20 protein-coding genes and 1 pseudogene are annotated in these 20,839 nt (G+C 73.4%); 14 read left to right on the top strand and 7 right to left on the bottom strand.

Features of this window, described 5'->3' with window-relative positions; genetic code table 11:
• Positions 1-44: 44 nt before the first annotated feature.
• The 7 genes from WQ56_RS16525 (at position 45) to WQ56_RS16495 (ending at position 5,002) form a co-directional block, all read left to right on the top strand.
• The gene (locus WQ56_RS16525) at positions 45-1,163 is read left to right on the top strand and encodes an NAD(P) transhydrogenase subunit alpha (RefSeq protein ID WP_047138235.1); all 1,119 of its coding nucleotides are present in this window, start codon (positions 45-47) and stop codon (positions 1,161-1,163) included.
• The gene (locus WQ56_RS16520; RefSeq protein WP_047138234.1) at positions 1,160-1,459 is read left to right on the top strand and encodes an NAD(P) transhydrogenase subunit alpha; all 300 of its coding nucleotides are present in this window, start codon (positions 1,160-1,162) and stop codon (positions 1,457-1,459) included. Before WQ56_RS16525 ends, WQ56_RS16520 begins: the two co-directional genes overlap by 4 nt.
• Complete coding sequence (locus WQ56_RS16515) at positions 1,456-1,977, top strand: hypothetical protein (protein WP_052773071.1); 522 nt, start codon at positions 1,456-1,458, stop codon at positions 1,975-1,977. The genes WQ56_RS16520 and WQ56_RS16515 overlap by 4 nt, the downstream gene beginning before the upstream one ends.
• Complete coding sequence (locus WQ56_RS16510) at positions 1,974-3,371, top strand: NAD(P)(+) transhydrogenase (Re/Si-specific) subunit beta (protein WP_047138233.1); 1,398 nt, start codon at positions 1,974-1,976, stop codon at positions 3,369-3,371. Before WQ56_RS16515 ends, WQ56_RS16510 begins: the two co-directional genes overlap by 4 nt.
• A gap of 229 nt (positions 3,372-3,600) precedes the next feature.
• Positions 3,601-4,155, top strand: a complete 555-nt coding sequence (locus WQ56_RS16505; RefSeq protein WP_231583449.1) for an RNA polymerase sigma factor — start codon at positions 3,601-3,603, stop codon at positions 4,153-4,155.
• Positions 4,152-4,544 (top strand): hypothetical protein, encoded by a 393-nt coding sequence (locus WQ56_RS16500; RefSeq protein ID WP_047138232.1) that lies wholly within the window; start codon positions 4,152-4,154, stop codon positions 4,542-4,544. The genes WQ56_RS16505 and WQ56_RS16500 overlap by 4 nt, the downstream gene beginning before the upstream one ends.
• 2 nt (positions 4,545-4,546) lie before the next feature.
• Positions 4,547-5,002 (top strand): DUF3106 domain-containing protein, encoded by a 456-nt coding sequence (locus tag WQ56_RS16495; protein ID WP_052773070.1) that lies wholly within the window; start codon positions 4,547-4,549, stop codon positions 5,000-5,002.
• A 30-nt stretch (positions 5,003-5,032) separates the two neighbouring features.
• On the opposite strand, the gene WQ56_RS16490 is transcribed toward WQ56_RS16495, so the two are convergent.
• The gene (locus tag WQ56_RS16490; RefSeq protein WP_047138231.1) at positions 5,033-7,372 is read right to left on the bottom strand and encodes a DUF1631 family protein; all 2,340 of its coding nucleotides are present in this window, start codon (positions 7,370-7,372) and stop codon (positions 5,033-5,035) included.
• Between the two features lie 75 nt (positions 7,373-7,447).
• Here WQ56_RS16490 and WQ56_RS16485 point away from each other — a divergent pair, with 75 nt between their 5' ends.
• The 3 genes from WQ56_RS16485 to WQ56_RS16475 are packed head-to-tail and all read left to right on the top strand — an operon-like array spanning position 7,448 to position 9,610.
• A complete protein-coding gene (locus WQ56_RS16485) occupies positions 7,448-8,035 on the top strand; it encodes a nitroreductase (protein ID WP_047138245.1) in 588 nt (195 codons plus the stop codon).
• A complete protein-coding gene (locus WQ56_RS16480) occupies positions 8,032-8,988 on the top strand; it encodes a 5'-3' exonuclease H3TH domain-containing protein (RefSeq protein ID WP_047138230.1) in 957 nt (318 codons plus the stop codon). The genes WQ56_RS16485 and WQ56_RS16480 overlap by 4 nt, the downstream gene beginning before the upstream one ends.
• A gap of 55 nt (positions 8,989-9,043) precedes the next feature.
• Complete coding sequence (locus WQ56_RS16475; RefSeq protein WP_047138229.1) at positions 9,044-9,610, top strand: NUDIX hydrolase; 567 nt, start codon at positions 9,044-9,046, stop codon at positions 9,608-9,610.
• Between the two features lie 86 nt (positions 9,611-9,696).
• Here WQ56_RS16475 and WQ56_RS16470 read toward each other — a convergent pair.
• From WQ56_RS16470 to prmC, 3 genes and pseudogenes are all read right to left on the bottom strand, one after another.
• Positions 9,697-9,915 (bottom strand): annotated as a pseudogene (locus WQ56_RS16470) (alkylphosphonate utilization protein); the annotation flags it as partial.
• 117 nt (positions 9,916-10,032) lie between these two features.
• Complete coding sequence (pip, locus tag WQ56_RS16465) at positions 10,033-10,974, bottom strand: prolyl aminopeptidase (RefSeq protein ID WP_047138227.1); 942 nt, start codon at positions 10,972-10,974, stop codon at positions 10,033-10,035.
• Between the two features lie 31 nt (positions 10,975-11,005).
• A complete protein-coding gene (gene prmC / locus WQ56_RS16460) occupies positions 11,006-11,860 on the bottom strand; it encodes a peptide chain release factor N(5)-glutamine methyltransferase (protein WP_047138226.1) in 855 nt (284 codons plus the stop codon).
• 65 nt (positions 11,861-11,925) lie between these two features.
• On the opposite strand from prmC, the gene WQ56_RS16455 reads away from it, so the two are divergent.
• The 4 genes from WQ56_RS16455 to WQ56_RS16440 all read left to right on the top strand — a co-directional run bounded on the left by WQ56_RS16455 (position 11,926) and on the right by WQ56_RS16440 (position 16,733).
• Entirely contained in the window at positions 11,926-12,825 is a 900-nt protein-coding gene (locus tag WQ56_RS16455) for an alpha/beta hydrolase (protein ID WP_197076514.1), read from the top strand.
• A 547-nt stretch (positions 12,826-13,372) separates the two neighbouring features.
• On the top strand, positions 13,373-13,936 hold the full coding sequence (gene ahpC / locus WQ56_RS16450) for an alkyl hydroperoxide reductase subunit C (protein ID WP_047138225.1): 564 nt from the start codon (positions 13,373-13,375) through the stop codon (positions 13,934-13,936).
• Positions 13,937-14,107: 171 nt separating this feature from the next.
• A complete protein-coding gene (ahpF, locus tag WQ56_RS16445; RefSeq protein ID WP_047138224.1) occupies positions 14,108-15,688 on the top strand; it encodes an alkyl hydroperoxide reductase subunit F in 1,581 nt (526 codons plus the stop codon).
• A 103-nt stretch (positions 15,689-15,791) separates the two neighbouring features.
• The gene (locus WQ56_RS16440) at positions 15,792-16,733 is read left to right on the top strand and encodes a LysR substrate-binding domain-containing protein (RefSeq protein WP_047138223.1); all 942 of its coding nucleotides are present in this window, start codon (positions 15,792-15,794) and stop codon (positions 16,731-16,733) included.
• Between the two features lie 25 nt (positions 16,734-16,758).
• Here WQ56_RS16440 and msrA read toward each other — a convergent pair whose 3' ends face one another.
• The 3 genes from msrA to WQ56_RS17815 all read right to left on the bottom strand — a co-directional run bounded on the left by msrA (position 16,759) and on the right by WQ56_RS17815 (position 20,626).
• Positions 16,759-17,412 (bottom strand): peptide-methionine (S)-S-oxide reductase MsrA, encoded by a 654-nt coding sequence (msrA, locus tag WQ56_RS16435; RefSeq protein ID WP_047138243.1) that lies wholly within the window; start codon positions 17,410-17,412, stop codon positions 16,759-16,761.
• 66 nt (positions 17,413-17,478) lie between these two features.
• Positions 17,479-18,411 (bottom strand): DMT family transporter, encoded by a 933-nt coding sequence (locus WQ56_RS16430; RefSeq protein WP_047138222.1) that lies wholly within the window; start codon positions 18,409-18,411, stop codon positions 17,479-17,481.
• A gap of 64 nt (positions 18,412-18,475) precedes the next feature.
• Positions 18,476-20,626, bottom strand: coding sequence for a GGDEF domain-containing protein (locus WQ56_RS17815; protein ID WP_156170604.1), 2,151 nt, complete (start codon positions 20,624-20,626; stop codon positions 18,476-18,478).
• Between the last annotated feature and the right edge of the window lie 213 nt (positions 20,627-20,839).

The raw sequence follows: 20,839 nt of genomic DNA, 5'->3' as shown, positions 1-20,839 counted from the left end.
CCCGGACGGCATCGTCCGGTGTCCTTGACCCACGGGGAGTGGCGATGGCGGTCGTCGTGCTTGCGATGAGGGAAACCGCGCCCGGCGAACGCCGGGTCGCGCTGACGCCGGAAACGGCGCGGAAACTGACTGCCGCCGGGGCCACCGTGCTCGCGCAGCGCGGCCTGGGCGAGCGCGCGCATTTCGCCGACGCCGCCTATGCCGAGGCCGGCGCGCAACTGGTCGACGGCGACGACGCGCTGGCGCAGGCCGACGTGGTGCTGTGCGTGCAGGCGCCGACGCCCGACGCGATCGCCCGGCTGCGGCCCGGCACCGCGCTCGTCGGCACGCTGCAGCCGGAGACCGATCCCGCGCGCGCGCAGGCGCTGCGCGCCGGCGGCATCCTCGCCTTCCCGCTCGAACGGTTGCCGCGCACGACGCGCGCGCAGGCGATGGACGTGCTCAGTTCGCAGGCCGGCATGGCCGGCTACAAGGCGGTGCTGATCGGCGCGCAGCTCGCGCCGCGGTTCTTCCCGATGCTCACCACCGCCGCCGGCACGATCCGTCCTTCGAAGGTGCTCGTGGTCGGCGCCGGCGTCGCCGGCCTGCAGGCGATCGCGACCGCGCGGCGCCTGGGCGCGCAGGTCGAGGGCTTCGACGTGCGGCCCGAGACGCGCGAGCAGATCGAATCGCTGGGCGCACGCTTCCTCGACCTTGGCGTCAGCGCCGCCGGCGAGGGCGGCTATGCACGGGCGTTGACCGACGACGAGCGCGCCGAACAGCAACGCCGCCTGGCCGCGCACCTGGCCGGCATCGACGTCGTGGTATGCACCGCCGCCGTGCCCGGACGGCCGGCGCCGCGGATCATCGACGCCGGCATGGTCGCCGGCATGCGGCCGGGCAGCGTGGTCGTCGACCTGGCCGCGGAGACCGGCGGCAACTGCGCGGTCACCGTGCCCGGCCAAACCGTCGAGGTCTCGGGCGTGACGGTCGCCGGCCCGCTGGATCTGGCGAGCCTGGGCGCGACCCACGCCAGCGAGATGTACGCGCGCAACGTCCAGCACTTCGTGTCGCTGCTGGTGTCCGATGGCACCCTCGCCTTCGACTGGACCGACGAACTGTTGGCCCGGACGGTGTGGCCGCAGGTGCCGGCCGCCGCCCCCGTTCCCGGAGTTCACGCATGATCGATGGATTCGTGGCGCTGTACATCGTGATGCTGGCCGCGATCGCCGGCCACGTGATCATCTCGCGCGTGCCGGTGATCCTGCACACGCCGCTGATGTCGGGGTCGAACTTCATCCACGGCATCGTGCTGATCGGCGCGATGGTCGTGCTCGGCCATGCCGATACCACGCTCGAGAAGGCGATCGGGTTCCTCGCCGTGCTGATGGGCGCGGGCAACGCCGCCGGCGGCTACGTCGTCACCGAGCGGATGCTGGAGATGTTCAAGCCCACCGCCAAGCGGAGCGACGCGCCGTGACCGACCTGCCCGCCTCCGCGCCTTCGCGGTCCACGCCCTCGGCCCGCACCGTGTTCCAGTGGCTGAGCTACCTCCAGTACCCGGCCATGCTGGTGGCGCTGTACTACGCCGCGCGCACCGGCCTGGCCGCCGGGGTCTCGGGGCAGGCCGGCTGGGGGCCGGTCTACGCGGCCGCGAACATGGCGCTGCTGCATGCAGGCATCGGCATCGGCCTGTCGTCGCTGCAGGATCCGACCCGGACCCAGAACGCGTTCTCGCGCCGGGTCTGGGAAGATCCGCGCAAGGGCCGCTGGATGCTGGGGCTGATGGCCGCCTACGCGCTCGGCGCGATGGCGCTGGGCCTGGTCGGCGCCTACGTGGCCGGCGACCCGGTGGTCGCCCAGCTCTCGCTGGGCCTGCTCGCGTTCGGCTTGGGGATGGTCGGCCTGCTCAAGACCGCGATGGAAATGCGCGAGCACCACCGGCTCGACCGCAACCCGCCGCGGGCCGCGGACGCGACGATGGTACCGGCGCGATGAGCGGCCTCGACCTGCGCACAGGCCTGATCGCGGCGAGCTACTTCGTCGCCGCGACGCTGTTCCTGCTCGGCCTGCAACGCATGGCCTCGCCGAAGACCGCGCGCTCGGGCATCCAGTGGGCCGGCGTGGGCATGCTGCTGGCGACCGTGGCGACGTTCTTCGTGCCGGGCCTGCACAACCTCGGCCTGATGGCGGTGGCGATCGCGCTGGGCACGGGGCTGGCCTGGGTGTCGGGCAAGAAGGTCGCGATCACCGACATGCCGCAGATGGTCGCGCTCTACAACGGCCTGGGTGGCGGTTCGGCGGCGGCGATCGGCGCGGTCGAACTGCTGCGCTGGTCGCAGCGCGGCGGCGCGCCCGCCCCGGTGCCGCTGGTGCTGGCCGCGCTGGGCGCACTGATCGGCGCGGTCGCGCTGTCGGGCTCGGTGATCGCCTGGGCCAAGCTCGACGGGCGCATGGACAAGCGCTACGTGTTCCGCGGCCAGCAGTTGTTCAACCTCGCGGTATTCGTCGGCGCGCTGGTGGCGGGCGGATTCGTCGTGCACGCGCTCGGGCTGCCGGCGATCGTCGTGTTCTTCGTGCTGGCGCTGGCGCTGGGCGTGCTGACGACGCTGCCGATCGGCGGCGCCGACATGCCGGTGGTGATCTCGCTCTACAACGCGCTCACCGGGCTGGCGGTGGCCTTCGAGGGCTACGTGCTCGGCAACGAGGCGCTGATGATCGCCGGCACCATGGTCGGTGCGGCCGGCATTCTGCTGACCCGGTTGATGGCCAAGGCGATGAACCGCTCGATCCGCAGCGTGCTGTTTGCAAGCTTCGGGGGCGGCGCGCAGGCGCAGGCGATCTCGGGCACGCAGAAGCCGATCGAGGCCGGCGACGTGGCGGCGATGATGGCCTACGCCGAGCGCATGGTGATCGTGCCCGGCTACGGCATGGCCGTGGCCCAGGCGCAGCACAAGATCCGCGAGCTGAGCCAGCGGCTGATCGAGCGCGGGGTCAAGGTCAAGTTCGCGATCCATCCGGTCGCCGGGCGCATGCCCGGGCACATGAACGTGCTGCTGGCCGAGGCCGGCGTGCCCTACGACCTGATCGTCGACATGGACGACATCAACCCCGAGTTCCGCAGCACCGACCTGACGCTGGTCATCGGCGCCAACGACGTGGTCAACCCGGTCGCCAAGACCGATCCGGCGAGCCCGATCTACGGCATGCCGATTCTCGACGTCGTCGATTCCAAGAACGTCGTGGTCATCAAGCGCGGCAAGGGCACGGGGTTTGCGGGCATCGAGAACGCGCTGTTCTACGCCGACAACACGCGGATGCTCTACGGCGATGGCGCGGAGGCAGCGGGCGCGCTGGTCGCCGAGCTCAAGGCGCTCGACGGCGGCCACTGACCGGCGGGCCGGCCCGGCGTCGCCGAGCGCGCGCGCCGGGGCCCAGCGGCCACGCCCGCCCCCGCCTGCCCGCATCGCCGCCCGCCGCGAATGCGGGACGCCCGCGTCAACCGCAGGCGCCCGGGGGCGTTGTCCATGACGACCCCGCCGCTGGCGAGACGACCCGACGATGGATGGCAGCCTCCCGTTCGACCCGCAGGTGCGCGCCGCGCACGGTAGGCTGACGCCCGTGAGCGCTCCCCTGCCCGCGGCGACGGCCGCCCCCGACCCCGCGACGCCGGCCACGCTCGAGGCGTTCCTGGCGAGCGTCGAGCGCCGCGCGTTCCGCTTCGCAGAGCTCGGCCTGCGCCATCGCGACGACGCCCTCGACGTGGTGCAGGACGCGATGACCCGGATGCTCGGCTACCGCGACCGGCCGGCGGCGGAATGGACCCCGCTGTTCTGGACCGTGCTGCGCAGCCGGATCGTCGACGCCCAGCGCCGGCGCACGTTCCGGCTCAGCTGGCTCACCGACGCGCGCACGCCCGAAGGCGAGGAGATCGACTGGGCCGACGACGGCCCCGATCCCTCGCGCTCGCACGACGGCCGCGAGGCCTGGCAACGCCTGGCCGAGGCCCTGCGCCAGCTGCCACGGCGCCAGCGCGAGGCGTTCACGCTGCGCGTGCTGGAGGAATTCGACGTCGGGACCACCGCCCGCATCATGGGATGCGGCGAGGGCTCGGTGAAAACCCATCTGTTCCGCGCCCGCGAGGCGCTGCAGACGCACCTGGAGGACTTCCGATGACCCCGCCAAACGCGCCGCGCACCGCCGCGGACGATGCCGCGCTGCGCGCGCTCTACGGCCGCGCCCAGGCGCGGATCTCGGCCGCCACGACCGCCCGCCTTCACCGCGCGCGCCATGCCGCCACGACCGGGGCGCCGGCCCGGCGCGGCTGGGCCTGGCCGGTCGCGGCCGGCTTCGCCGCGCTGTTCGCGCTGGCGATCGGCGTGCAGTCGCTGGCCCCGCTCCCGCCGGCGACCGGCGAGGCGGCACCCGTGCCGGTCCTGGCCGAGGCCGACGGCGCCGCGTCGATCGAGGACGGCGTCGCCGACGCGCTGGCGACGTACGAGGAATCGCCGGACTTCTACCTGTGGCTCGCCGCGAACGAGTCCACCCTGCTCGCGATGGAGTGACCATGTTCCTGCCCGCCCCCCTCCTGCGCACCGCCCTGCTGCTGGGCTGCCTGTCGGCAATCGGCCTGGCGGCCGCCCAGCCCGGCCCCGCCCTGCCCGACTGGGACCGGCTCACGGCCGAGCAGCGCGACCAGCTCGTCGCGCCGATCCGCGACCGCTGGAACGACGCCGATGCCGGCGAGCGCCGGCGGATGCTCGGTCATGCCCGGCGCTGGCAGGCGATGACGCCGGCCGAGCGCGAGAACGCGCGCCACGGCATGCACCGCTGGAAGCGGCTGCCGCCCGAGCAGCGCGACGAAGCCCGTGCGCTGTACGCCAAACTGCGCACGCTGCCCGACGCCGAGCGCAACGCGCTGCGCGAACGCTGGCAGCAGATGACGCCCGAGCAGCGCCGCCGCTGGGCGCAGGCCAATCCGGCGCCGGCCGAACCGAACGCGAGCGGCAAGCCGCCGCGTTGACCCGGCGTCCCGGACGGCCCCGTCGCGCGGTCAGGGCGCGGCGCGCGGCCCGTCCGCCGGCGCGAGGCCGCCGTCGCCGTCGTTGGCCGCGCTCAGCTGCTGCCACAGGTGCTTCATCGCCTCGTCGAACGGCGCGTCGATCGAGCGCACGACCGCGCGGCCGGCACCGACCAGCGCCGCCAGTTCCTCGGGCGAGACGACCATCCGGCGCATGCCGCGGCGGTTGACGATCAGCAGCCGCGCGGTCAGCGGACTGATCCAGGCGATCCGGGCCACCGATTCGCGGCCATGCTCGTCGATCAGGCGCAGGCCCTGGCCGGGCCGCAGCTGACGCATGCGCAGCGCGATCGTGGGGTCGAACGCCGGCGTCGATGTGCCGTCGACCAGCCGCAGCAGCGGGTCGGGCGCCTCGTCGAGCGTGTCGTCGTCCGGCACGGGCGCATGCACGCTGCGCGTCGCGCGCGGCTGCGCGAGCGCGGCGACGATGCGGGTGGTCTCCTCGCGCGCGGCCGCGGCGTCGAGGCCGCCGCTGGCGTAGCAGTCGGCCAGCGGCGCCTGCAGGGCAAGCAGCGCCTCGGCGACCGCGGCCCCGTCGGCGGCCGCGGCGTCGGCATCGATCCGGATCATCGCATCGCCGGTCGCGATCGCGGCCAGGTGCCGCGGCGACTGCGGCCCGTCGCGCAGCCAGGTCCGGGTGAGGTGATGGCGCCAGTGCTGGTCGAGGAAGCGCGCGACCGCGGCAGTCAACGGCTGGGCGGCCAGGCGCTCGGCGACGAGCCCGGCCACGCCGCGGCGCGCCTGCTGCAGGCGCTCGCGGCCGTGGATCGCCTCGGCGGCCCGGCGCTCGGCGACCTCGGTGCGTCGGCGCTGCTGGTCCAGGCGCTCGCGCAGTTCCTCGGCGGCCAGCGCGAACACCGCCTGGTCGGTCTCGTATTCCTCGACGACCCGGTTGACCAGCCGGCCGGCGTGATCGAGCAGGTCGCGGTCGAGCGCGGTGTCGCCGGTGTTGCCGTCGCAGGCCTCGGTGACCGCGTCGAGCAGCCGGCGCGCCGGATGGCCGCGCTGGCTGAACAGCGAATCGTCGGTCAGCGCGACCTTGAGGTAGGGCATGACGAGCCGGCCGTACAGGTCGCGCGCCTGCTGCATCAGGTCGTTGGCCTCGAACAGCGCCTGGAACAGGATGCCGACCAGATCGATCGCGTCCTCGTCCTCGCCGCTCAGCGGCGCGCGGTCCGGATCGATGCCCGCGCCGCGCAGGCCGCGCAGCAGCTCGAGCCGGATGACCTCGCCGAGCCGGCGGCGGTCGTCGCCGCCCAGCACCCGCGCGTACGGCGACGGGTCGTCGCCCTGCAGCAGCCGCGCCACGCTCAGCAGTTCGGCCGCCTCGAGGGCGGGCACGGTGGCGACCGGCGGGCCGTCGTTCCCGGGCGCCGCATCGGCGTCGCGCGTGGCGTCGCGCGCAAGGCGTGCGCGCCAGCGGTGCAGTTGCTCGCGCACCAGGTCGCGCTCGCGCCGCCCCGCACCGGGTGTACCGGCTGCGTCGGGATCCTCGTCCGCCAGCATCCGCATCAGGTCCGACGACAACGGTCCGCGTGCGGGCACGGGATCGTCGAGCGGGTCGTCGCCGAATCGTTCCCGCGCCTCGGCCAGCCCGCCCTCGGGTCGCCAGGCCGGCGCCTGCCGCCCGTCATGGGCACGCGGCGGCGCGGTCGCTGCCGCCGGCCCGAACGCGGCGTCGAGCACCGCGTCGGCGCGCGCATAGAGATCGGCGAGGATCGACGGTAGACGGCGGTCGAGCTGCTGGAACAGCGCCTCGCGCAGGCAGCGCGGCAGCGCATCGGGATCGAGCAGCGCCGCGAAGGCCATCACCGGCACCTCCGGGCGCAGCGGGTTCGCCGCGCCACCGCCGATCCCCAGCCGCGACGCGAGCACCGCCATCCGGGCGTCGAGCGCGGCCAGCGGATGCAGCAGCTGGTGATCGAGCAGCTCCACCAGTTGCTGCGTGGCCAACTGCATCTCCAGCTGGCCCTCGGACATCAGCGCCATCGCATCGCCCGCAGGTGCCGGCGGGGCGTCGCTGCGCCAGCGCTCGAACGCCTGTTCGACCGACGCGCGGAACGTCGCGGCCAGCGCCAGCGCGCGCCCGCCGAGCCCGCGTGCGGCGACGAGCGCGTCCTGCGCGGCCATGTAGTCGTGGGCGCCCAGCCCCGCCAGCCGGACCTGGTCCTCCGCCGCGCCCCACAGCCCCGACAGCACGCCGCCCAGCGCGGTCACCGCCTCGCGCCGGAGCCTGTCGAACACGCGCGCCGCATCGACCGGCGCGCTCGTGCGCAGGCGCGGTGCCGCACCGTTGTCGTGGGGATGCGTCATCTGGGAGAGAATCGGGGGTCGGGGCGCAGTGCCCCGCGGCTAAGATTCCGGAACGAGAGGCACAAGTCTGTGACGATACTCCCAAATGCTGAACGCACTCTCGACGTGCTCGACGCCCGGCGCTCGGTGCCGGCGCGCCAGCTCGACGCGCCGGGGCCCGACGACGCGACGCTGCTGCGCATGCTGCGCTCGGCGGTGCGCGTGCCTGATCACGGCAAGCGGGTGCCGTTCCGCTTCGTGCGCATCGCCGGCGACGCGCGCCACGCGCTCGGCGAGCGGCTGGTCGCGCGTGCCCTTGCCCGCGATCCCGAGGTCGGCGCCGGCCCGCTCGACAAGGACCGCCAGCGGTTCGCGCACGCGCCGCTGGTGATCGCGGTCGTCGCGGTGCTCGACGCGCAGGACGCGGCGATCCCCGAGGTCGAACGCCTGCTCACCGCCGGCAGCGTGTGCTTCGCGCTGCTACAGGCCGCGCAGGCCTGCGGCTTCGGCGCCTCGTGGCTGACCGGCTGGCCGGCCTACGATGCCGAGATCCTGGCGCTGCTCGGCCTGGGCGAACACGAGCGCATCGCCGGCTTCGTCCACATCGGCACCCCGCGGCTCGATCCGCCAGAGCGCGAGCGCCCGGACCCGGCAGCGCTGCTGCAGGACTGGATCGCTCCGTGACGCTGCCCCCGCCGGCGGTCCAGCCGCCCCCCGCCCCGCCGACCGCCCCGCTGTACCTGGTCGACGCCAGCCTCTACGTGTTCCGCGCCTGGCACTCGATGCCCGACGAGTTCCACGACACCGACGGCTGGCCGACCAACGCCGTGCAGGGCTTCGCGCGCTTCCTGGCCGAGCTGATCGAGCGCGAGCGCCCGCGGCACATCGCGATCGCGTTCGACGAGGCGCTCGACAGCTGCTTTCGCCACCGCCTGTACCCCGCCTACAAGGCCAACCGCCCGCCCGCGCCCGAGGCGCTGCGGCGGCAGTTCGCGCACTGCAAGGCGCTGTGCCGCGCGCTCGGCCTGGTCGTGCTCGCCGATCGCGAGTACGAGGCCGACGACCTGATCGGCAGCGCGCTGCGGGCCGGCCGCCGGCGCGCGCACCACGGGGTGATCGTCTCGGCCGACAAGGATCTGTCGCAGTTGCTCGAGGGCGCCGACGAGCAGTGGGACTACGCCCGCGGCCAGCGCTGGACGGCGGCGGGCGTGCGTGCGCGCCACGGCGTGGAGGCGCACCAGATCGCCGACTACCTGGCGTTGTGCGGGGATGCGATCGACAACATCCCCGGCGTGCCCGGCATCGGCTGCAAGACCGCGGCGAGCCTGCTGCACCACTTCGGGACCCTCGACGCGCTGCTGGCGCGCAGCGACGAGATCGCGTTCCTGCGCTTCCGCGGCGCCGGCCAGGTGGGTGCGAAGCTGCGCCAGCACGCCGAGGCCGCGCGGCTGTTCCGGCAGCTGACGACGATCGCCTGCGATGCGCCGCTGGGCGAGGGCACGGACGGCTTCGCGCGGCGCGACGGCGACGGCGCGGCGCTGTCGGCGCTGTGCGCCGCGTTGCGCTTCGGGCCGCTGACCCGGCGCCGCCTGCACGCCGCGGCGGGCCTCGAGTGGGCACCGGTCGCCGACGCCTGACCGGCCGGACGGCCGCGCGCTACCGGCGACGCGGCCGGGCGTCTACCATCGGCGCATGACGAACACGGATGCGGGACCCGCCGACGCGGCGGAGGTGCTGTACCAGGGCGACTGGCTGCGGCTGGTCCGCCGGGGCAAGTGGGAATCGTGCGAGCGCACCCACGGCGGCAACGGCATGGCGGTGCTGATCATCGCGGTCACGCCGGACGACGAGGTGCTGTTCGTCGAGCAGTACCGGGTGCCGCTGGGCGCGCGCACGATCGAGATGCCGGCCGGACTGGTCGGCGACCGCGGCAGCTCCGACTCGCTCGAGGACGCGGCGCGGCGCGAGCTGATCGAGGAGACCGGCTGGTCGGCCGGGCGCGTCGACGTGCTGCTGACCGGCCCCACGACCGCGGGCATGAGCAACGAGCGCGTGGCGTTCGTCCGCGCCCGCGAGCTGACCCGGGTCGGCGACGGCGGCGGGGTCGACGGCGAGGACATCGTCGTCCACCGCGTGCCGCGGGCGGGTGCGCCCGCCTGGCTGATGGCCCGACATCGCGAGGGCTACGAACTCGACCTCAAGCTGTGGGCCGGGCTGTGGATGGTCGACCACGAACCGGACGGCACGCCGGTCGAGTAGATGCCATGTCCGTAGGAGCGCGCTTGCGCGCGATGGGGCTTCGCCGGCAAGGCCCCATCGCGCGCGAGCGCGCGCCTACAGCAGCGTCAGGCCTTCTTGAGGAACTCGGTGCGCAGCACCAGGCCCTTGACCTTCTCGGCGTTGCACTCGATCAGGTCCGCGTCGTCGGTGAGGCGGATGTTCTTGACCAGCGTGCCGCGCTTGAGCGTGACGCTGGTGCCCTTGACCTTCAGGTCCTTGATCAGCGTGACCGAGTCGCCGTCGGCGAGCGCGGTGCCGTTGCTGTCCTTGACGACGAGGGTGTCTTCTTCCGACATGGTGCGATGTCCCGTGGTGCGCGCCGGGCGGTCCGGCGCATGGATGGAAGGCGCCGCGCGGATGCGCGGGCGTTCGACGCCCGGTCGCCCGGGCGCGTGGTGCGATCAGGCGAAGCGGTCGGTCGCGCGGACCAGCGCGTCGACGTTCTCGGCCTCGAACGCGGAGTGGCCGGAGGCCGGCGTGATCACCAGCTCGGCCTTCGGCCAGACCTGGTGCAGGTCCCAGGCGTTCTGCACCGGGCACACGACGTCGTAGCGCCCGTGCACGATGACGCCGGGGATGTCGACGATGCGGTAGGCGTCGCGCAGCAGCTGGTCGTCGACCTCGAAGAAGCCGCCGTTGACGAAGTAGTGGTTCTCGATGCGCGCGAACGCGAGCGCGAACTGGGCGTCGGCATGGCTGCCGGCGAAATCCTCGTCGATGTGCAGAAAGCTCGTCGCGCCTTCCCACACGCTCCAGGCGCGCGCGGCGTCCAGGCGCACGCCTTCGTCGTCGCTGGTCAGGCGCTTGTGGAACGCGGCGATCAGGTCGCCGCGCTCGCTCTGCGGAATCGCCGAGACGTACTGCTGCCAGGCTTCCGGGAACAGGCGCGACGCGCCCTCCTGGTAGAACCATTCCAGTTCCCAGCGGCGGAGCATGAAGATGCCGCGCAGCACCAGCTCGGTGACCCGGCGCGCGTGGCTCTGGGCATAGGCCAGCGCCAGCGTCGAGCCCCAGGAACCGCCGAACACCTGCCACTGCTCGATGCCCAGGTGCTCGCGCAACCGCTCGATGTCGGCGACCAGGTCCCAGGTGGTGTTGGCGACCAGGTCGGCATGCGGCGTCGAACGTCCGGCGCCGCGCTGGTCGAACAGCACGATGCGGTACTTGGCGGGATCGTGGAAGCAGCGCATCTTCGGGCTGCAGCCACCGCCCGGGCCGCCGTGCAGCAGCACGACCGGCTTGCCCTTCGGGTTGCCGCACTGCTCGTAGTACAGGACGTGGCGGTCGTCGACGGCCAGCGAACCGGTGTCGTAGGGCTCGATGGCGGGATAGAGCTGTCGCATGCACGGGCATCCGGGAGAACCGGCGTCCATTCTAACAGCCGGCTTCCGGCGCCTCCGGCGCGCGCCCGAGCGTGACGCGGTCGCGCCGTTCCAGGTCCTGCGCGGTCTCCACCTCGACGAGCCCCGCGGCGACGAACAGCGCGCGTACCGCAGCCCCCTGCGCGAGCCCATGCTCGACCAGCAGCCAGCCGCCCGGGCGCAGGTGCCCGCGCGCGTCGGCGGCCAGCGTGCGGATCGCATCGAGGCCGTCGCCGCCGGAGGCCAGCGCGGACGGTGGCTCGAAGCGCAGGTCGCCCTGGGCCAGGTGCGGATCGTCCGCCTCGATGTACGGCGGATTGCTGACCAGCACGTCGAAGCGCCGGCCCGCGAGCGGCGCGTACCAGTCGCCTGGCCGGAAAGCCACGCGCGACAGGCCGAGTTCGACCGCGTTGGCGCGCGCGACGGCGAGCGCCGCCTCGCTCAGGTCGGTCGCGACGACCTCGACCTCGGGGCGCTCGGCGGCGATCGCGAGCGCGACCGCGCCGCTGCCGGTGCCCAGGTCGGCGACCGCGCGCCCCGGCCCGGCCGGCAGCTTCGCCAGCGCCAGTTCGACCAGCCGCTCGGTCTCGGGACGCGGGATCAGCGTCGCCGGCGACACCGCCAGCTCGAACCGCCAGAAGCCGCGCCGGCCGGTGAGGTAGGCGACCGGCTCGCCGGCGGCACGGCGCGCCACCAGCGCCTCGAAGCGCGTGGCCAGCGCCGGCTCGATCGGATCGTCGCCGTGTGCGAACAGCCAGCTGTGCGAACGCCCGGCGGCATGGGCGAGCAGCCAGCGGGCATCGGTCGCGTCGATGCGCGTCGCGGCGGCGCGCAGCACCGTGTCGAGTCGGGGGCGTGGGGTGTCCATCGCTTCACATCGTAGCGGTGCGGGCGCCGGGCATGGTGGTCGCTCCCCTCGATCGACGACCGCCGATGTCCCCTGTCCCGCGCTTGATTCTCGCGGCGCTGCTCGCGCTGGCGCTCCCGGCCTGCCAGAGCGCGTTCTTCGGATTCGTCAACCGGCACAGCGACCGGCCCGCCGCCACCGTGACCTACGACGCCGGACACGATCTGTCCCTCGACGTCTACCGGCCGGCGGCACCGGTCAGCGACGCGCCGGTCGTGCTGTTCTTCTACGGCGGTGCCTGGCGACACGGCACCCGCGCGCAGTACCGCTTCGTCGGCAGCCGGCTCGCGCGGCACGGCATCGTCGCGATCGTCGCCGACTACCGCACCTACCCCGCTGCCGGCTTTCCCGATTTCGTCGGCGACGCCGCCCGCGCGGCGCGCTGGACCCGCGACCACGCCGGCGCCTACGGCGGCGATCCGCGGCGGCTGTTCGTCGCCGGGCACTCGGCCGGGGCGCAGATCGCCGCGCTGCTGGGCACCGATGCCCGGCATCTCGCCGCGGTCGGCATGGCGCCACGCGACCTGGCCGGGGTGATCGGCCTGGCCGGCCCCTACGACTTCGCGATCGGGCCGCGGCTGGCGCCGGTGTTCGGCCCGCCGGCGCAGTGGCCCGAGGCGATGGCGCTGCGGTTCGTCGATGGCGACGAGCCGCCGTTCCTGCTGGTGCACGGGGACGACGACCGCACGGTCGACGTGGGCAACAGCCGGCGCCTGGACGCGGCGCTGCGCGGGCGGGGCGAGGCCTCGACGCTGCTGATCCTGCCCGGCGCGAACCATTTCGCGCCGGCCGCGGCGTTCTACGACCCGGCGCGGGCACCGGCGGTGCTGCCCACGGTGCTGGATTTCGTGTCGTCGACCGGGCGCGCAGACACCGGACGCGGGCGGGATCCCCGTCGCGATGTGCCTGACACACGGACCAAATGAAGGGTCTTTTCTCAAGTGCCGGAATGGGATTTCCATTCCGGATGGGCACCGGCCTGCCAGCCGGAAGCCGCTCTTCCCTCGGCAAGGCATCCTGCCTTGACTCGGGCGCGCGCCATCCGCGGCGCGCTTGACGCAGCCACCGGCTGTCAGTCCGCTGCCGCGGACGTTTGTAACCCGGCTTCGGGCACCTTCTCCCGGACTAGGGAATTGAGCCAAAAATGAAGGCGGCCGAAGCCGCCTTCAAAGATTCCGTGACGCGTGTGGGAGGGAGGTACGGACACGGAACGGGGTGTGCGGCCTGCGCCGCCTGGACCGGACGGCGACATCGCGTCGACCGGTCCCTTGCGCCTGATATTGCTGCACTGCAGCAGCGATTGCAAGCGTTTCCAGCACGACTTTTAGATGGACGATTTCGATAGCTTTGATCTATCGATAGGATTCGACTTATCGATTTTACATATCGATAGGGCTTGCCTACCCTATGCACAGCCGGTCTCCCCCGGCCGCCGGCCATCCACAGCCGCACCCTTTTCTCCAAGGAGTTTCCATGTCGCTCATCAACACCGAGATCAAGCCGTTCAAGGCCACCGCGTTCCAGAACGGCGAGTTCGTCGAAGTCAGCAACGAGAGCCTGAAGGGCAAGTGGTCGGTGCTGATCTTCATGCCGGCCGCCTTCACCTTCAACTGCCCGACCGAGGTCGAGGACGCGGCCGAGCATTACGCCGAGTTCCAGAAGGCCGGCGCCGAGGTCTACATCGTCACCACCGACACCCACTTCTCGCACAAGGTCTGGCACGAGACCTCGCCGGCCGTCGGCAAGGCGCAGTTCCCGCTGGTCGGCGATCCGACCCACCAGCTGACCCGCGCGTTCGGCGTGCACATCGAGGAAGAAGGCCTTGCACTGCGCGGCACCTTCATCGTCAACCCCGACGGCGTGATCAAGACGCTGGAGATCCACGACAACGCGATCGCCCGCGACGTCACCGAGACCCTGCGCAAGCTCAAGGCCGCGCAGTACGTCGCCGCCAACCCGAACGAGGTCTGCCCGGCCAAGTGGAAGGAAGGCGAGAAGACCCTCGCCCCGTCGCTGGATCTGGTCGGCAAGATCTGATCCGCGTCCCGGCCGCGGCGATTCGCCGCGGCCGCCTCCATCCCCGCCACGGGGATGGGGGCGAACCGGAGCCCGTGCATCGCGCGGGTTGCGGTCCGCCTCCCTCCCGCCACCCCGATGCGCCGACGCGGCGCGTCGCGGGCGACCCCACCCTGCCTCCAGGAGCCGTCCATGTTGGAAGCCGACCTCAAAGCCCAGCTCAAGGGCTATCTGGCCCGCGCCGTGCGCCCGATCCACATCGTCGCCTCGCTCGACGACGGCCCCAAGTCCGCCGAATTGCGCGGCCTGCTCGACGACCTCGCCGAGGCCAGCGACCGCATCACGCTCGACCTCAACGGCACCGACGCGCGCCGCCCGTCGTTCGCGCTGACCTCCCCCGGCCACGACATCTCGCTGCGCTTCGCCGGCCTGCCGATGGGCCACGAGTTCACCTCGCTGGTACTCGCGCTGCTGCAGGTCGGCGGCCACCCGTCGAAGGCCGCGCAGGAGACGCTCGAGCAGGTCGCGGCGCTGGACGGCGACTATCTGTTCGAGACCTACTACTCGCTGTCGTGCCAGAACTGCCCGGACGTGGTCCAGGCCTTGAACCTGGCCGCGGTGCTCAACCCGCGCATCCGCCATGTGGCCATCGACGGCGCGCTGTTCCAGGCCGAGGTCGAGGCGCGCGAGATCATGTCCGTGCCGACGGTGTTCCTCAACGGCGAGAAGTTCGACCAGGGCCGGATGACGCTCGAGCAGATCGTCGCCAAGCTCGACACCGGCGCGGCGAAGCGCGAGGCCGGCAGGATCGCCGGCAAGGCGCCGTTCGAGGTGCTGGTCGTGGGCGGCGGCCCGGCCGGCGCGGCCGCGGCGATCTACGCCGCGCGCAAGGGCATCCGCACCGGCGTCGCCGCCGAGCGCTTCGGCGGCCAGGTGCTCGACACGATGGCGATCGAGAATTTCATCTCGGTCAAGGAGACCGAGGGTCCGAAGCTCGCCGCCGCGCTCGAACAGCACGTGCGCGAGTACGACGTCGACATCATGAACCTGCAGCGCGGCACACGCCTGGTGCCCGCCGGCGACGACGGCCTGGTCGAGGTGCAGCTGGAGAACGGCGCGTCGCTGCGCGCGCGTACCGTCGTGCTGGCCACCGGCGCGCGCTGGCGGCAGATGAACGTGCCCGGCGAAGACCAGTACCGCAACAAGGGCGTGGCGTACTGCCCGCACTGCGACGGCCCGCTGTTCAAGGGCAAGCGCGTGGCGGTGATCGGCGGCGGCAACTCGGGCGTCGAGGCCGCGATCGACCTGGCCGGCATCGTCGCGCACGTCACGCTGATCGAGTTCGACGCGCAGCTGCGCGCCGACGAGGTCCTGCAGCGCAAGCTGCGCAGCCTGCCCAACGTGCGCATCGTCACCAGCGCGCAGACGACCGAGGTGCTGGGCGACGGCAGCCGGGTCAACGGCCTGGTCTACCGCGACCGCGTCGGCGGCGACGACCACCGCGTCGAGCTCGAGGGCGTGTTCGTGCAGATCGGCCTGCTGCCCAATACCGAATGGTTGAAGGGCACGGTTGAACTGAGCCCGCGCGGCGAGATCGTCGTCGACGCGCGCGGCCAGACCAGCGTGCCGGGCGTGTTTGCGGCCGGCGATGCGACCACCGTGCCGTACAAGCAGATCGTCATCGCGATGGGCGAAGGTTCGAAGGCGGCGCTGAGCGCGTTCGACCACCTGATCCGGCACTCGGCGCCGGCGCAGCAGGCGGCGGCCGCCTGAGGATGGGCACGCCTGCGCCGGACGCGCCCTGCCCCGTCGCCGCAAGGCGGCGGCGGGCCGGGACGTCGGGCGCGGCGGCGCATTGCACCGGGAGCGCGCGTCGATGAACCTGCGGGACCTGCGCTACTTCGTCGCGCTCGCCGAGCACCGGCATTTCGGGCGCGCCGCGGCCAGCTGTTTCGTCAGCCAGCCGACGCTGTCGACCCAGATCCGCAAGCTCGAGGAGGAACTGGGCGTGGCGCTGGTCGAGCGCGCGCCGCGCAAGGTCATGCTGACGCCGACCGGCCAGCAGATCGCCGAGCGCGCGCGGCGCATCGTCGCCGACGTCGAGCAGATGAAGGAGGTCGCGCGACGCAGCGCCGACCCCGAGGCCGGCTCGATCCGGCTCGGCGTGTTCCCCACGCTCGGGCCCTACCTGCTGCCGCATGCCGTGCCGCTGGTGCGGGCGCGTTTTCCCGAGCTGGAACTGCTGTTGATCGAGGAAAAGAGCGACGTGCTGCTGTCGCGGCTGCACGACGGCCGCCTGGATGCGGCGATCCTCGCGCTGCCCCTCGACGAGGACCAGTTGCATGCCGAATTCCTGTTCGAGGAACCGTTCGTGCTCGCGGTGTCCGATCGCCACCCGCTCGCCGCACAGGACCGGCTCGACCTGACCGCGCTGTCGCGGCAGAAGCTGCTGCTGCTCGAGGACGGCCACTGCATGCGCGAGCAGGCGCTGGACGTGTGTCGGCTGTCGGGCGCGGCCGAGCACGCCGAGTTCCGCGCCACGAGCCTGGAGACACTGCGCCAGATGGTCGCCGCGAACGTCGGCGTGACGCTGCTGCCGGTGCTCGCGACCAAGCCGCCGGTCGCGCCGTCGCCGCACCTGCACCTGCTCGACTTCAGCGACACCCGACCCACGCGCCGGATCGCGATGGTCTGGCGCCGCAGTTCGGCGATGCACGGCTTCCTGCTGCGCCTGGCCGAGGCCCTGCGCGCGCTGCCGGCAGGCCTGCTCGACCCGGCGGCGACGCCGCGCACCGGGAACGACGCACGCGTCTCCTAGCCGCGACGGCGCGCGGCGACCGGCGCTACAGCGTCACGCCCACCGGACACGCGACACCGGTGCCGCCCAGCCCGCAATAGCCGCCCGGGTGCTTGTGCAGGTACTGCTGGTGCTCGTCCTCGGCGTAGTGGAACACCGGGGCCGGCGGGCCGGCGATCTCGGTGGTGATCGCCGGAAAGCCCGCAGCCTGCAGCCGTGCCTGGTAGGCGTCGCGGCTGCGCACCGCCAGCGCGTGCTGGTCGTCGGTCGCGCAGTAGATCGCCGATCGGTACTGGGTGCCCACGTCGTTGCCCTGGCGCATGCCCTGGGTGGGATCGTGGCTCTCCCAGAACTGCTGCAGCAGGTGCTCGAACGCGACCTGGGCCGGGTCGTAGACCACCAGCACGACCTCGGCATGGCCGGTCTGGCCCGAGCACACCTCGCGGTAGGTCGGATTGGGCGTGAGCCCGCCGGCGTAGCCGACCGCGGTCGTCGCCACGCCCGGCAGCGACCAGAACATGCGCTCCGCGCCCCAGAAGCAGCCCATGCCGAACTGCACCTGCTCCAGGCCCGCGAACGCGTCGCGCAGCGGCCGTCCGTGCACGGCGTGCGCGTTGTGCAGCGGCAGCGGCGTGTCGCGGCCGGGCAGCGCGTCCTGCGCCCGCGGCAGGCGCTGTTTCCACGCTCCGATTCCCAGCATCGTCGAGTCCTCCTGCGGATGCGGCCGGTCGCCGCTCCCCATGGATGCGGGGCGCCGGCGCACGGTTCAAGGGCGCCGCGGCGCCGGCGCCTGCGCGCGTTCGCGGCCCTTCAGCCCGGCAAGGAAGTTGCCGGCCAGCGTGCACGCCAGCCCCGCCCACTCGCGCGGCAGGGTCGGCCGCTGCAGCACCACCAGGTCGAGCACGAACGCGCAGACCGGCTGGGCGAGCAGCAGCAGGCCGACCAGCGCGACCGGCAGGTGCTGCATCGCGCGCGAGATCAGCAGCCAGCTCAGGCAGTGCCCCAGCCCGGCGAGCAGCAGCAGCCAGCCCAGCGCGCGCCAGCCCGGGATCGCGAACGACACCCCCTCGGCCAGGCCCGCCAGCCCCAGCAGCACCGCGCACAGCAGCGACACCAGTGCCAGCACCTGCGCGATCGGCGCGGCCCGCAGCGGCGCGAGCCGGCGCCCGGCCTGCTGCACGTGGCGCAGGCCGATGTTGTAGACCGCGTAGCACAGCCCGGTGCCCAGCCCCAGCCACACGCCCCAGCGGTAGTCGGCCGGCAGCGTGGCCCAGTCGGCGCCCAGCAGCAGCCACAGGCCGAGGAACGCGAGCGCGATGCCGCCGAGGAAGCGCGGCCCCGGGCGTTCGCCGAACATCAGCACCCCGGCCAGCGCCATGAAGAACACCTGCGCGTTCGCCAGCAGCGTGGCCAGGCCCGGGCCGATCAGCAGGATGCTCCGGTGCCACAGCCACAGGTCGGCGGCGAACGCGGCCGCCGGCAGCAGCGCCAGCCACCACAGCCGCGCCGGCACCGGGCGCCAGTCGCGCCGCAGCGCGACCAGCAGCGCCAGCAGCGCACCGGCGAACAGCATGCGGTAGAACGCCGACACGGTCGGCGGCGTGCCGGCCAGGCGCACCATCAGCCCGTTGCTGCCGATCAGCGCCGCGCCGGCCAGCATCCACGCGACGGCGGCGCGGCCGGCAGGGACGTCCTGCATGGAAGGGTTCCGACGAGGGGGGGACGCGCAGCGTAGCAGCGTGTGCCCGGTCCCCGGACGCGCCTCAGGCGAAGACCGCCGGCGCCATCCGCACGCGGTTCCTGCCCTCGCGCTTGGCCGAGTACAGCGCCTTGTCGGCGCGCGCGAGCGTCTCGGCCGCGGTGCGCTCGCCCGCGCGCCGGCTGGCGATGCCGATGCTGACCGTCAACGCGACGCGCTGTCCCTCGTGGCGCACGTCGACGTCCTCGACCGCCATGCGCATCCGCTCGCCGACCAGCCGCGCGTGCGCCGCGTCGTGGCCCGGCAGCACGACGATGAACTCCTCGCCGCCGTAGCGGCCGAACACCGCGCCGTCGGTCAGCGCGCCCTGCAGCGCCGCAGCCACCCGGCGCAGGCAATCGTCGCCGCAGGCATGGCCGTAGCGGTCGTTGACGGACTTGAAGTGGTCGAGGTCGACGAACAGCACCGAGACCGGCCGCTCGTCGCGGACCGCCTCGGCGAAACTGCGCACGACCCACTGGTCGAGCATGCGCCGGTTCATCGTGCCGGTCAGCGCATCCACCTCGGCCGAGCGGCGCAGCTTCAGCGCGACCGCGGCCTGGTCGACGTGCTGCTGCACCAGGCGCAGCAGTTCGGCGATCAGCGCCATTTCCTCGGGCAGGAAGCCGCCGTCGCCGGCGCGGCGCATCGCCAGCACGCCCCAGACCGGCGTGCGCATCTGCAGCGGCACCAGCGCCTCGACCGCCGGGACCCCGCCGTCCGGCGCCGCCGGCTGCTGCAGCGCGATCCCCGCGGCCACCTGTCGGCGCAGCGCGTGCTCGCGTGCGGCGAGGTCGCGCTCGATGCGCACCGTCGCGGCCGCCGGCTCGACGAAAACCCGGTCGCGCCCCAGATAGCCGCGCAGCACCACGGCGCACGACTCGGCCGGCACCAGCGGCATCAGGTGTTCGACCAGCAGCCGGAAGCCGCAGCCCGGCAGCTCGCCCGCGTCCAGGCCGGCGAGCTGGGCGTGCAGCGCGGCAGACAGGTTCGCGCGCGCGGCCTCGCGGCGCATGCGCCGCTCGGTGTCCAGGCGCGCGAGGCGGTCGCGGTCGCGCTGGTCGCGGTAGTCGGCGATCCGCTGCACCAGCGCCAAGCCCAGCACCAGCACGAACGCGACCGCACCGCCCTGGTAGCCGAGGTGGACGAGCGGCACGTCGGGCGCGAGCCCGTGGCGCACGAGCGCGGCCCAGGCGCCGGCGACGACCGGCACCAGGCCGGTGACGATCAACCAGCCCGACAGCACCACGCCGCGGCGCGCACCGTCGACCAGCATCGCCAGCCCGGCAGTGCCCGCCAGCAGCCAGCCGTACGCGGTCAGCCGCTCCATCGCGGCGCCCAGCGCCGGCAGGCGCAACAGGCAGACCGCGGCCAGCGCGAGCAGCACGAGGCCCAGGCCGCGGACCGGGGCCGCGAAGCGGTGGCGGCGCCCGGGCATCGCGTAGGCCCGCACCAGCGCCAGCCAGGCCGCCGCGTACACCAGCGCCAGCGCCGCGACGCCCTGCTCGCGCCAGGCGCCCAGCAGCGACGCGCCCGGCAGGCCGTACAGATGGCCGTTGCGCGCCTGCAGCAGCAGCACCAGCACAACCACGTAGCCGAAGAAGCCCACGAACAGGCGATCGCGCGAAGCGTGCGCCAGCGCCAGCGCCATCGCGGCCAGCGTCAGCAGCCCGCCGTAGACCGCGCCAGCCAGCGCCACGCCCGAGCGCTCGATGCGGCGCACGTCGACCGCGCGGGCCAGCACCGGCCGCATCGACGCCGGCAGCGGCCCGTCGGCATGCAGCGCCAGTTCGACCGGCCCCTGCCAGTCGGGCAGCACGAAGCCGTAGCCGGTCGGCAGCATGCCCTCGTCGTCGTCGACCCGGAAGAAGCCGCGCGACTCGCTGCGCCAGCCGTCGGCCGCGCGCAGTTGCAGCCCCTCGACCATCTCGCGGGGGAACCACAGCGCCCAGCGCCCGCCGTCGGCGTCCCCGGCCGGCAGCGTGAAGCGCAGCGTCGCCTGCGCGCCCGGCGCGGTGCCTGGCGCCGGCGCCAGCACGTCGACCGCGCGACGCTCGCCCGGCCGCAGTTGGGTCGAGGCCACCAGCGCCACGAACAGGCCCAGCAGCAACAGCAGGCAGCCGGCCAGCACCCAGCCGTGACCGGGAATCGCACGCGCACGCTCGCTGGTCGTCATCGGCGGGCCCTCCCGCGCGCGCCGGCCCGCGGCCGACGCATCGTCGCCCACGCGCCACCCGCGCGCGTGTTGTCGCTGTCGCGCTGCATCCTGCCCGTTCCCCGTCGGAAATCCATACCCCGTCACATCATTATGTCACCGGCGGTCACAGAAACGCGTCCGACCGGGCGCAGCGCCCGGCGGCGGCCCGGGCGCGCCGGTCCGCTACACTGC

It is taken from the genome of Luteimonas sp. FCS-9, from assembly GCF_001014645.1.
Taxonomy (GTDB): domain Bacteria; phylum Pseudomonadota; class Gammaproteobacteria; order Xanthomonadales; family Xanthomonadaceae; genus Luteimonas.
Note: the sequence above shows the minus strand (reverse complement) of the source record. Positions and strands in the feature narration are given on the sequence as shown.